This window comes from Streptomyces sp. NPDC000941, from assembly GCF_053599555.1.
Genome location: NZ_JBSFMM010000004.1, coordinates 130,915 through 141,773 on the forward strand (window position 1 = coordinate 130,915; position 10,859 = coordinate 141,773).

The following is a 10,859-nucleotide window of genomic DNA, read 5'->3' on the forward strand; positions in this document are numbered from 1 at the left end:
CAGCCGACCAGCCCGATCAGGACCGATCAGCCAGATCAGCCCGATCAGCGATCAGCCGCTCCAGCGCCGCAGCGGCAGCGCATTCGCACGAGGAGAGCCGCATCGCCATGTCCGAGAACTTTGCATACCCCGTGGGACTGCGCTTGTCCGGGCGTCGGGTCGTCGTCCTCGGGGCCGGCCAGGTCGCCCAGCGCCGGCTGCCGGCGCTGATCGCGGCGGGCGCGGACATCGTGCTGATCTCGCCGTCCGCGACGGCGTCCGTCGAGGCGATGGCCGAGGCCGGCGAGGTGCGCTGGGAGCGCCGCAAGTACCGGGACGGCGACTTCGAGGGCGCCTGGTACGCCCTGATCACCACCGACGACCCCCAGGCCAACGCCGCCGCGTCCGCGGAGGCCGAGGCGCGCCGGGTGTGGTGCGTACGCAGCGACGACGCCGAGGCGTCCACCGCCTGGACCCCGGCCACCGGACGCAGCGAGGGCGTCACCGTCGCCGTGCTCACCGGCCGTGACCCGCGCCGCTCCGCCGCCGTGCGGGACGCCGTCGTCGAGGGGCTGCGCGACGGCACCCTCGCCGCGCCTCGCCACCGCGCCCGCGGGCCCCAGGTCGCGCTGGTCGGCGGCGGCCCCGGCGACCCGGATCTGATCACGGTGCGCGGCCGTCGGCTGCTCGCCGAGGCGGACGTGGTCGTGGCCGACCGCCTGGGCCCCCGCGATCTGCTCGACGAGCTGCCGCCCCACGTCGAGGTGATCGACGCGGCGAAGATCCCGTACGGCCGCTTCATGGCCCAGGAGGCGATCAACAACGCGCTGATCGAGCACGCGAAGGCGGGCAAGTCGGTGGTCCGGCTCAAGGGCGGCGACCCCTTTGTCTTCGGACGCGGCATGGAGGAGGCGCACGCACTCGCCGAGGCGGGCATCCCCTGCACCGTCGTACCGGGCGTCACCAGCGCGATCAGCGTGCCGGCCGTGGCCGGGATCCCGGTGACCCACCGGGGTGTGGCTCATGAGTTCACGGTGGTCAGCGGGCATGTCGCACCCGACGACCCGAGCTCGCTCGTTGACTGGGCGGCGCTGGCGAAGCTGCGCGGCACGCTCGTCCTCCTCATGGCCGTCGAGAAGATAGGCCCGATCTCCGCCACGCTCATCGAGCACGGCCGGGACGCGAACACCCCGGTCGCCGTCGTCCAGGAAGGCACGACCGCGACCCAGCGGCGCGTCGACGCGACCCTGGCCACGGTGGCGGAACGGGTCGCGGCCGAGGGTGTACGGCCGCCCGCGGTCGTGGTGATCGGCGAGGTCACCGCCCTCGCCTCGGGTAACCATCGGTAACGCATCGCGTCGGCGTCATTGGCACGACCTCCAGGACAAGGCAGTATCACCCTGTGGCTGATCTCATCACCGTCGATGACCCCGACGACCCGCGGCTGCGCGACTACACGGGTCTGACCGATGTGGAGCTGCGGCGCAGGCGCGAGCCCGCCGAGGGCCTGTTCATCGCCGAGGGCGAGAAGGTCATCCGGCGGGCCAGACAGGCCGGTTACGAGATGCGTTCCATGCTGCTGTCGGCGAAGTGGGTCGACGTCATGCGGGACGTCATCGAGGATGTCCCGGCGCCGGTCTACGCGGTCAGCCCGGACCTCGCCGAACGCGTGACCGGCTACCACGTCCACCGGGGCGCCCTCGCCTCCATGCAGCGCAAACCGCTGCCGGAGGCGGAGCAGCTGCTGGAGGGCGCCCGGCGCGTGGCGATCATGGAGTCCGTCAACGATCACACCAACATAGGCGCGATCTTCCGCAGCGCCGCGGCGCTCGGCATGGACGCGGTGCTGCTCTCACCGGACTGCGCCGACCCGCTGTACCGCCGTTCCGTCAAGGTCTCCATGGGCGCTGTCTTCTCCGTCCCGTACGCGCGCCTGGAGACCTGGCCGCGCGGTCTGGAAGCGGTCCGGCACACCGGCTTCAAGATCCTCGCCCTGACGCCCGACGAAAAGGCCACCTCCATCGACGACGCCGCCCCCCACCGCATCGAGCGCGTCGCGCTGATGCTGGGCGCGGAGGGGGACGGGCTCTCCGTGCAGGCCCTTATGGCCGCGGACGAGTGGGTGCGCATCCCTATGGCGCACGGCGTCGACTCCCTCAACGTGGGCGCGGCGGCGGCGGTCGCCTTCTACGCGGTCACGGCGGGCCGTCCGCAGGACTGACGACCGGCCCAGGCGAGGTAAGAGGCTCCCGCTCACGTCATCTGTGCGGCGGCGGCGCGGCACCCTGCGACGACGGCGCGGTGGGCGCGGGCATCGGCGCCCCGAGCCCCAAGGGCGGTCCCTGGCAGCCCTGGGCCGCCGCGATGCCCAGCGCGACCAGCAGCGTCACGACGACGAAGACGATCAGCCGCTGACGCATCAGCCGACGGTCCGGCCCGACGGGCCGGCGTCCGTTCCGCGGCGTACGGAGCGTACGCACGGGCGGCCGCGCGCCGTTGCGCCCCGAGGGGCGCGCGGGGGTCGGGCGGGCGCCGGAGTTACGGCCCGAGGACCCAGTGGACCCAGGGGCCCCGGCCGAACCGGCCGAACGGCCCCCCGTACCCGGCCCCTGGCGCGGCGCAGAGGAGCGCGGAGCCTGGCCGCGGGGCGCGGGCGGAGGAGTGCCACCGGGGCGCCGCTCCGTACGCTGCCGTGTGTACTCGTCGGCGCGCCGGCCGCTCGGCCGCTCCGACGGCTGCCGCGGCCCGGGGTGGTGCCCGCCGGACGAGTGACCTCCCGAGTGCGGACCCCCGGAGTGCGGACCGCCCGAGTGCGGACCTCCCGGATGCTGGCCTCCGGAGTGGTGCCCGTCGGACTGCCCGTGCCCGGACCCACCGGAGCCAAGCCCTCCATGTACGCCAGGGCCGGAGTGCCCCCCGTGCCCATGACCTCCGTGCCCATGCCCGCCGTGCCCGTGGGCCTCCCGCGCCGCGATCTCCTTCAGACGCAGGGAGAGCTGAAGCGTGCTCGGCCGGTCCTCGGGGTCCTTCGCGAGACACGCGTGGAGCAGCGGAGCCAGTGCGTCCGGCACCCCGGCCAACTGCGGCTCCTCGTGCACCACCCGGTAGAGCATCACCTCCGAACTCCCCTGTCCGAACGGGGAGTCCGCCATCGAGCAGTACGCGAGCGTCGCGCCCAGCGCGAAGACGTCGGTCGCGGGGGTCACCGTCGCCCCGCGCACCTGCTCGGGCGCGAGAAAGCCGGGGGAGCCGACCGCCGTGCCGACGTGCGTCAGCGTGCTGGCGCCGGTCGCCCAGGCGATGCCGAAGTCGATGATCCGCGGACCCTTGGGCGACAGCAGGATGTTCGACGGCTTGAGGTCCCGGTGCACCACACCCGCCTCGTGCACCGCCAACAGGCCCTCGGCCAGCGCCGACCCGATGGCGGCGACCTGTGTGGCGGGCAGCGGGCCCGCTTCGTTCACCTTGTCGTGCAGGGACGGCCCGGGCACGTACTGCGTGGCGAACCACGGCCGGTCGGCCTCCAGGTCGGCGGCCACCAGCCGTGCTGTACAGCCCCCGCGGATCCGCCGCGCGGCCGAGACCTCACGGGCGAACCGGGACCGGAACTCACGGTCCTCGGCCAGATCCGGCCGGATCACCTTCAGCGCCACGCGCTGCCCGCGCCGGTCGGAGCCGAGGTAGACCACCCCCATGCCGCCCGCGCCGAGCCGCCGGTGAAGCCGGAAGGAACCGACGACACGCGGATCCTCGCGCCGGAGCCGCATCATCGCCATGTCCGTCCCCTACCTCCGGTGGTAGGCCCCTTCCCAGTACCCCTCGCGGGGAGGCCCCAACCGCTGCCGCCGTCTGACGTGCACAGCTTACGGATTGACGGCCCGACGCGCGCAGAGGCCGCGCATGCGTCGGCGGATGGATTGTCAGTGGTGGGTGGAATCCTTGGAGAAGTGGGGCGGAATCGCGGCAATCCGCGCTCCGATCCGCGATGCGAGATCTCAAGGGACCGTCGCAGAAGGGGGATTGAGCCCGTGAAGGGTGATCGTGTGGAGATAGTCGTTGACGCCGGTGACACGACGCGTACCTATGAAGTGGTGGCGAGCCGGGCGGGCCGCAGGGTGGAGACCGCGGTGCGCCGAGGCGTGGTGGAAGTGAGCGAAGTCACCCGGAGCGGTTCGGTGGTGCGCACCGCCCGCTTCATGGCCACCAGGGTGCTGGCGCTGGTCGAGCAGCCGGTGCCGCGGATCGACGATGGGGAGCGCGAGGAGGGCCCCCTCAGGGAAGACCCCAAGTCCTGACGCCGGGTCTCCACCCAGGGGAGTAGTCGCCCGCGCAGGACGTCATCCTCCGGGAGGCCCGGCATCGATACGAAGGCATGACGCCGTCCCCGGTCGCCGCGCCTAATGTTGAGGTCAAGCGGCGGGCGCAGCACTCGTCCCCCGAGGTCAGACGCTCGCCGCCCCAGATGTGACAGGAGAGAGGCAATGGCGGATCCGGCTGGAGGGACGGCCACCCGAGCGCGCGGGCACCGCGCGGCGGAGGTGTTCGGCGACCAGCGGTCCGACCGGCGTCACCCCTTGGTCGCGGCGGCGATGACGCTGCCGCCGGCCGCTCTCCTGGCCATCGTGTTCGGCGGCTGGGAGGCCGTCGTCACACAGGCGTCGTCCGTGGCGGGAATGCTGGGGCGCTGAGCGCCCCAGGCCCGGGAGAGCGGCCCGGGCGGGGACATCCCGTCATCAACCCCGTGGGGACGGGGGTGCGGCGGACGGCACGAGTGCCCGGACAGCTGGGGAGCTGTCCGGGCATCGCGCCGTTCGGGGGCTGTGCCCCGGCAAAGCGCGGATACGGCCTGACCTAGGATCCAGCTCGGAGGGGCCACCGCGTTATACGAGATGGGAAGCCGTGAGCGGAACCGTACGGGAGGACGTCGTCCCGCAACTGGCCGACGTCGTCCGCAGCCGGTCCGCGCCGCATCACGGACCCGTCGGCGAGCCGATCGTGCTGGCGGACCGCCGCGACGCCACCGTCATACGCCATGGTTCGGTCGTCGCGAAGGCGCACGACCCCGGTACGGACCGCGATGAGCTGGCCGTCAGGGTGCGGGTGGCCGGGCATCCGAGGTGTGCCGGCATTCTTCTCCCGCCGCTGGGCGGGCCCGAGGCGCTGCCCGGTGGGCGGGCCGTGACCCTGTGGCCGTACGGGGAGCCGGTGTCGCCCGAGCACCCGGAGGCCGCGCCATGGGCGGAGGCCGGGGCGCTGCTGGCGCGGCTGCACTCCGTGGAGCCCGCCGCGCTGCCCGGCCCGCTGCCGCCGATGCGCGGACCCGCCAAGGCCGCCCGCGCCGTCGCCAGGTTGCGGCGCTCGGGGGCCGGAGCGGCGGAGGGCGGAGCGGGGGCGGCCGCGGAGGCGGTGCTGCGGGCGTGGGGCGCGCTGCCGGGCTGGGCGCGGGGCGAGGGGGCGGCGCCGCAGGGCGGTGGTGCGCTGTGCCATGGCGATCTCCACCTGGGCCAGTTGGTGCGGTCCGCCGGATCCTCCGAACACCCCACCCCCGCCCGCTGGCTGCTCATCGACGTCGACGACCTCGGCCTCGGCGACCCCGCGTGGGATCTCGCCCGCCCCGCCGCCTGGTTCGCCGCCGGGCTGCTCGCCCCGGACGACTGGGAGCGCTTCCTGGAGGCGTACCGCGCGGCGGGCGGTCCGGCCGCAGGGGAGCGTCAAGAGGACCCGTGGGCGCGTCTTGACGTGCCCGCCCGCGCGCTGACCGTGCAGATCTCCGCGCTGGCGCTCGCCAAGGCGGCGCGGGAGGGGCGTCCGTTGGACGAGGCGGAGGAGTCGATGGTGGAGGCCTGCCTGCGCATCGCGCGGCTTGCCGGAGCGTAGGGTGAAGTCAACGCCGCCGGACGGCCGTTCCGGTAGCGCTTTTGTCTGAAAGCTGAGGAGTTGAGCGGACCATGCAGTGTCCTAAGTGCGGTGCACAGATGCACACGTACAACCGCAATGGTGTCCAGATAGAGCAGTGCAGCGGCTGCCGGGGGATCTTCCTGGACTACGGGGAGCTGGAGGCGCTGACCCGGCTCGAGTCGCAGTGGTCCACGCCCACGCAGGCTCCGCCCGCGCCGCCGGCCCCTCAGGCGTACCCGGCCGCCCCCGCCCCCGCCTGGGGTGCCCCGCAGCACGGTCACCACGGGCACCACAAGCAGCACCGCGGCTTCGGGCGCATGCTCTTCTCTTCCTGAGCGCATACGACTGAGGGCCGGGGCGAGATGCCCCGGCCCTCGGCCGATCATGTGGACGATACTGGGATTGAACCAGTGACCTCTTCCGTGTCAGGGAAGCGCTCTCCCGCTGAGCTAATCGTCCCGGGAACCACGATGAAGATCGCGGAACCGCGGTGTGCGCGATACTGGGATTGAACCAGTGACCTCTTCCGTGTCAGGGAAGCGCTCTCCCGCTGAGCTAATCGCGCGGGTGGGCCCATAAGAACCCGGCGGGCCCGCAAGGGCCCGAGTGGACGATACTGGGATTGAACCAGTGACCTCTTCCGTGTCAGGGAAGCGCTCTCCCGCTGAGCTAATCGTCCGAGGTGGAGACGGGATTTGAACCCGTGTAGACGGCTTTGCAGGCCGTTGCCTCGCCTCTCGGCCACTCCACCAGACGCAGGGGCCGAAACCCCCACTCCGAGCGGACGACGAGATTCGAACTCGCGACCCTCACCTTGGCAAGGTGATGCTCTACCAACTGAGCCACGTCCGCAGGTGTCGTTTCTCCGGGGCGCTCCCGCGTCCCGGCGACGTGTTGAACTCTAGCGGATTCCGGGGCCAGCTCAAATTCCGTTTGCTCACCATGCTCCCTCCGTTTCCGCAGCGTGCCGCAGTGGGCCGCGGTCGGTACGCCCTCCCGCCACACCGCGGAGGCGCCCGCCCTAGACTCGCAACCGTGTACGAGCTCCCCCCTCTCGCCCGCTTCGGCGGCCTCGTCGCCACCGATCTGCGTGATGTGACCAGCGACCCCGCGGCTCTGGAATCCGAGGGTTTCTGGGCGGTGGTCGCCGACTTCGAGGGCGGCCTGGTCTGCGCCCGCTTCGCGGACGTACGGCCCGAGCCCGTACCGGCCCCGACGCCCGGCGGCTGGTCGGGGCCCGCCCCCGGGGACTGGACCTCATCGCTGGACCGCGCCGCCTACACCGAGGGCGTACGGCGTATCCGGCGCTACATAGCGGCGGGCGAGGTGTACCAGGCGAACCTGTGCCGGGTCATGTCCGCGCCGCTGCCCGAACCCGACCGCTCCGATGTGGACGAGCTCACCGCGCTGCTGGCCCTGGGCAACCCCGCCCCGTACGCCGGCACCGTCCGCCTGCCCGCGCATGGCGTGGAGGTCGCCACGGCCTCGCCCGAGCTGTTTCTGCGGCGGGCCGGGCGGGTCGTCGAATCCGGCCCGATCAAGGGCACCGGGCGCGAGGCGTCGGACCTGCTGGAGAAGGACCACGCCGAGAACGTGATGATCGTGGACCTGGTCCGCAACGACCTGGGCCGGTGCTGCGCGACCGGGACGGTGACCGTCCCCGCGCTGTGCGCGGTCGAGCCGCACCCCGGTCTTGTCCACCTCGTCTCCACCGTGCGCGGCGAACTGGCGGCCGGCGCGGGCTGGCCGGAGCTGTTCGCGGCGGCGTTTCCGCCCGGGTCCGTCACCGGGGCGCCCAAGTCCAGCGCGCTGCGCATCATTGAAGAGTTGGAGACCGCGCCCCGCGGCCCGTACTGCGGAGGCATCGGCTGGGTGGACGCCGACCGCGGCACCGGCGAGCTGGCGGTGGGGATACGGACCTTCTGGATCGACCGCGCGGCGGCCGGCGGCCCCGCGCTGCGCTTCGGTACCGGAGCCGGCATTACCTGGGGCTCCGACCCGGAGCGCGAATGGGACGAAACCGAACTCAAGGCCGCCCGGCTGCTCAAGGTGGCGGCGGGCGCCTACCAGCCGACGGGAGGCATCGCACGATGACGCTCGCCATCTGGCTCGACGGCTCGCTGCGCGAGGCCGACAGCGCACAGGTGTCCGTCTTCGACCATGGACTGACGGTCGGCGACGGAGTCTTCGAGACGGTCAAGGCGGCCGACGGACGCGCCTTCGCCCTCACCCGCCATCTGCACCGGCTGGCCGGCTCGGCCCGCGGTCTCGGGCTTCAGGAACCGGACTTGGACGAGGTGCGGCGCGGCTGCGAAGCGGTGCTGCACGCCAACCCGGCGCCGCTCGGGCGGCTGCGGATCACCTATACGGGAGGGGTCTCACCGCTCGGCTCCGACCGCGGCACGGCGGGCCCCACGCTGGTCGTCGCGCTCGTCGACACCGACCGGCGGCCCGATACGACGGCGGTGGTCACCGTCCCGTGGACCCGAAACGAGCGCGGGGCGCTGGCCGGCCTGAAGACCACCTCGTACGGCGAGAACGTCGTGGCGCTCGCCCGGGCCCGGGAGCACGGCGCGAGCGAGGCGCTGTTCGGCAACACGGTCGGGCGGCTGTGCGAGGGCACCGGCTCCAATGTCTTCGTGGTCCTCGACGGCGAACTGCACACCCCGCCCCTGGCCTCCGGCTGCCTCGCGGGCATCACGCGGCAGCTCGTGCTCGACTGGGTGGGAGCGAAGGAGACCGATCTGCCCTTCGACGTACTGGAGCGGGCCGAAGAGATCTTCCTGACCTCCACCACCCGGGACGTCCAGGCCGTCCACCGGCTGGACGAGCGGCCGCTGCCGGGCGCGCCCGGCCCGGTCACCGCGGAGGCGATGCGGATCTTCGCCCGGCGGGCGGCCGACGACCTCGACCCCTGAGCGGTGGGCAGTTCGCCGCGAAAACCTGGTGACGATCGTCCGTCGGGTAGGTAGAACACCATCGTGACCACCATCCTGCGGCCCACCGGGCCGGAACAGCGCACCGACGCGGGCGGCCGGGCCCGCTCGTACGAGGTCTGTGTCAACGGCCGCCCTGTCGGCTCGCTCCACCTCGCCACCGACGACCGGCTGGGCCCGGAGGTCGGGCGGATCGAGCGGCTGGACATCGACGAGCCGGACCGCCACCGCGGCCGGGGCACGGTCGCCGCGCTGGCCGCCGAGGAGGTGCTGCGCGGCTGGGGCTGTACGCAGGTGGAGGTCAGCATCCCGGCGCAGGCCACGACCGCGCTCGGGCTCGCGGGCGCGCTCGGCTTCGGCGAGCGCGGCCGGAACATGGTCAAGGAGCTGTCCGAGGCGCCCGAGCTGCCGGCGGGCAGCGAGGTGCGGGCCATGGGGGAGGCGGAGTACCCGGCCTGGTACGAGCACGAGCGGACCGAGTACATCCGCAGCTGGACGGATCGGGGGGTGGCCGAGGAAGCGGCGCGGGCCAAGGCGGACACCGCCTACGCGACCCTGCTGCCGGACGGCCCCGCGACGCCCGACGCCCTGCTGCGCGTCCTCGCCCACGACGGTACGGACGTGGGCACCGTGTGGCTGGCGATACGCCCCGAGGAGGCGGCTGAGGCAGCGGGCGCCCTCGAGGGCTATGTCTACAGCGTCGAGGTCACCGAGGAGCACCGCGGCCACGGCCACGGCCGTACGCTCATGCTGGCCGCCGAGCGCGACGGCCTGGCGGCGGGGGCCCGCACGATCGGGCTGCATGTCTTCGGCGGTAACGCCCCGGCGCTGCGGCTGTACGAGTCGCTCGGCTACCGGTCGACCGAGTACCACCTGTTCAAGCAGCTGCTCTGAGCCCCGGGGCACCGGCTGACGCCCCCCGCGGTCCCCGGCTCGGCCCGGTCCCCGGCTCGACCCGGGGCCCGGTCCCCGGCTCAGCCGGCGAGCAGCCGGTCGGCGATCGCCTCGATGCGCTCGCGCAGACCCTCCTGGCTCTTCCCGCCGTCCAGCCGCTCGTCGCCGATCACATACGTCGGGGTGCCGTTGACCCCGATCGCCTTGCCCTCGGCCTGGTCCGCGTCCACGATCAGGATGTGCCGCCCGTCGATCAGCGCGGTGTCCATCTCCTCGGCGTCCAGGCCCAGCTCCCGCGCCACCTCCACCAGCAGCACCTCGCCGCGCGCTCCCAGCTCCTCGGCGCGGGCCAGGACGGCCTCGGCGTACGGCCAGCCCCGGCCCTGCACGATGGCCTCCTCGAGGGCCTGGGCGGCCGCGTGGGCGTGCTTGTGCTTCTCCAGCGGGAAATGCCGTATGCGGATCTCCAGAGCGTCGCCGTAGCGGGCGCGCAGCGCGTGCAGATCGGTCTGTGAGCTACGGCAGTCGGGGCACTGGAGCTCGCACCACACATCGAGCACGATCGGCTCGGCTCGCTCGGCTCGCTCGGCGGGTTCAGCGGGGTGGGCAGGCTGGGGGTCGCTCATGGGGTCAGTCTTCCAGCCCGGAGCCTCGTCCTCCGAATCAGCACCGGGCGCCTCGGCCCGTGAGGGCTGCGTCGCGGACTAGGCCCAGGGGAGGAGCCGTTCCCCGGAGATCTCCCTGATCCTCATCCCCGGGACGGTCGGGATAGCGCCTCGAGGGTGCACGATGGATACCCGGGGCCCGATTCCCGTCATCCGATCGCCAGGAGGACCCGATGCTGACCGACACCGTCTGCGCCGCGGCGTCCGCGGCGGGACTCGCGGTCGCCTTTGTGACGGCGTACCGCAAGCGTTTCCTGGCCGCGACCCGTATCGCCGCCTATGCGCTGCTGCCGGTGGGCCTGGCGATGACGGGCATCCTGGACTGGATCGCCGACCTGGTCTTCAAGCCGAGCGTCTGGCTGGGCTTCGGGGTGCTCGGCCTGTCCTGGCTGCTGTTCATGGTGACCCGGGCGGTGGAGCGCCGGGGCGGTGGCACCCGCAAGGAGCGGCGCGCCGCCGCGGCGGCGGAGCGGGGCGGGGCTGCGGC

At 73.0% G+C, this 10,859-nt stretch carries 12 protein-coding genes and 5 tRNA genes; 10 read left to right on the forward strand and 7 right to left on the reverse strand.

Annotated features, from left to right (window positions below; all coding sequences use genetic code 11):
• Positions 1-107 precede the first annotated feature (107 nt).
• Complete coding sequence (cobA, locus tag ACWDSL_RS02860) at positions 108-1,328, forward strand: uroporphyrinogen-III C-methyltransferase (RefSeq protein ID WP_089510431.1); 1,221 nt, start codon at positions 108-110, stop codon at positions 1,326-1,328.
• 53 nt (positions 1,329-1,381) lie between these two features.
• Positions 1,382-2,200 (forward strand): TrmH family RNA methyltransferase, encoded by an 819-nt coding sequence (locus ACWDSL_RS02865; RefSeq protein ID WP_398527123.1) that lies wholly within the window; start codon positions 1,382-1,384, stop codon positions 2,198-2,200.
• Between the two features lie 37 nt (positions 2,201-2,237).
• On the opposite strand, the gene ACWDSL_RS02870 is transcribed toward ACWDSL_RS02865, so the two are convergent.
• Positions 2,238-3,755, reverse strand: a complete 1,518-nt coding sequence (locus ACWDSL_RS02870; RefSeq protein ID WP_450481042.1) for a protein kinase domain-containing protein — start codon at positions 3,753-3,755, stop codon at positions 2,238-2,240.
• Positions 3,756-4,007: 252 nt separating this feature from the next.
• Here ACWDSL_RS02870 and ACWDSL_RS02875 point away from each other — a divergent pair, with 252 nt between their 5' ends.
• From ACWDSL_RS02875 to ACWDSL_RS02890, 4 genes are all read left to right on the forward strand, one after another.
• Positions 4,008-4,274: a hypothetical protein gene (locus ACWDSL_RS02875; RefSeq protein WP_043486429.1), complete on the forward strand. Its 267-nt coding sequence runs from the start codon at positions 4,008-4,010 to the stop codon at positions 4,272-4,274.
• 186 nt (positions 4,275-4,460) lie between these two features.
• Complete coding sequence (locus ACWDSL_RS02880; RefSeq protein ID WP_450481044.1) at positions 4,461-4,667, forward strand: hypothetical protein; 207 nt, start codon at positions 4,461-4,463, stop codon at positions 4,665-4,667.
• Positions 4,668-4,878: 211 nt separating this feature from the next.
• Positions 4,879-5,856: a phosphotransferase family protein gene (locus ACWDSL_RS02885; protein ID WP_450481046.1), complete on the forward strand. Its 978-nt coding sequence runs from the start codon at positions 4,879-4,881 to the stop codon at positions 5,854-5,856.
• Positions 5,857-5,927: 71 nt separating this feature from the next.
• Positions 5,928-6,212, forward strand: coding sequence for a TFIIB-type zinc ribbon-containing protein (locus ACWDSL_RS02890; protein ID WP_450481048.1), 285 nt, complete (start codon positions 5,928-5,930; stop codon positions 6,210-6,212).
• Between the two features lie 52 nt (positions 6,213-6,264).
• Here ACWDSL_RS02890 and ACWDSL_RS02895 read toward each other — a convergent pair.
• The 5 genes from ACWDSL_RS02895 to ACWDSL_RS02915 form a co-directional block, all read right to left on the reverse strand.
• Positions 6,265-6,336 (reverse strand) — tRNA-Val (locus ACWDSL_RS02895).
• Positions 6,337-6,370: 34 nt separating this feature from the next.
• Positions 6,371-6,442, reverse strand: a tRNA-Val gene (locus ACWDSL_RS02900).
• 42 nt (positions 6,443-6,484) lie between these two features.
• Positions 6,485-6,556, reverse strand: a tRNA-Val gene (locus ACWDSL_RS02905).
• Between the two features lies 1 nt (position 6,557).
• Positions 6,558-6,628, reverse strand: a tRNA-Cys gene (locus ACWDSL_RS02910).
• A 28-nt stretch (positions 6,629-6,656) separates the two neighbouring features.
• Positions 6,657-6,729 (reverse strand) — tRNA-Gly (locus tag ACWDSL_RS02915).
• A 183-nt stretch (positions 6,730-6,912) separates the two neighbouring features.
• On the opposite strand from ACWDSL_RS02915, the gene ACWDSL_RS02920 reads away from it, so the two are divergent.
• The 3 genes from ACWDSL_RS02920 (at position 6,913) to ACWDSL_RS02930 (ending at position 9,707) form a co-directional block, all read left to right on the forward strand.
• Positions 6,913-7,971: a chorismate-binding protein gene (locus ACWDSL_RS02920; RefSeq protein ID WP_450481050.1), complete on the forward strand. Its 1,059-nt coding sequence runs from the start codon at positions 6,913-6,915 to the stop codon at positions 7,969-7,971.
• Positions 7,968-8,795 (forward strand): aminotransferase class IV, encoded by an 828-nt coding sequence (locus ACWDSL_RS02925; RefSeq protein WP_450481052.1) that lies wholly within the window; start codon positions 7,968-7,970, stop codon positions 8,793-8,795. Before ACWDSL_RS02920 ends, ACWDSL_RS02925 begins: the two co-directional genes overlap by 4 nt.
• 63 nt (positions 8,796-8,858) lie before the next feature.
• Entirely contained in the window at positions 8,859-9,707 is an 849-nt protein-coding gene (locus tag ACWDSL_RS02930; protein ID WP_450481054.1) for a GNAT family N-acetyltransferase, read from the forward strand.
• 80 nt (positions 9,708-9,787) lie between these two features.
• Here the strand turns inward: ACWDSL_RS02930 and ACWDSL_RS02935 are convergent, their stop codons facing one another.
• Positions 9,788-10,333 (reverse strand): DsbA family protein, encoded by a 546-nt coding sequence (locus ACWDSL_RS02935; RefSeq protein ID WP_450481056.1) that lies wholly within the window; start codon positions 10,331-10,333, stop codon positions 9,788-9,790.
• A gap of 212 nt (positions 10,334-10,545) precedes the next feature.
• Here ACWDSL_RS02935 and ACWDSL_RS02940 point away from each other — a divergent pair.
• Positions 10,546-10,859, forward strand: a 314-nt coding sequence (locus ACWDSL_RS02940; protein ID WP_450481058.1) for a hypothetical protein, incomplete at its 3' end; no start/stop codon positions are given.

Excerpts from the sequence above, each read along its gene's own strand:
- ACWDSL_RS02870 (WP_450481042.1), bottom strand. The coding sequence starts at position 3,755 with ATGGCGATGATGCGGCTCCGGCGCGAGGATCCGCGTGTCGTCGGTTCC.
- ACWDSL_RS02935 (WP_450481056.1), bottom strand. The coding sequence starts at position 10,333 with ATGAGCGACCCCCAGCCTGCCCACCCCGCTGAACCCGCCGAGCGAGCC.
- cobA (WP_089510431.1), top strand. The coding sequence starts at position 108 with ATGTCCGAGAACTTTGCATACCCCGTGGGACTGCGCTTGTCCGGGCGT.
- ACWDSL_RS02925 (WP_450481052.1), top strand. The coding sequence starts at position 7,968 with ATGACGCTCGCCATCTGGCTCGACGGCTCGCTGCGCGAGGCCGACAGC.
- ACWDSL_RS02890 (WP_450481048.1), top strand. The coding sequence starts at position 5,928 with ATGCAGTGTCCTAAGTGCGGTGCACAGATGCACACGTACAACCGCAAT.
- ACWDSL_RS02880 (WP_450481044.1), top strand. The coding sequence starts at position 4,461 with ATGGCGGATCCGGCTGGAGGGACGGCCACCCGAGCGCGCGGGCACCGC.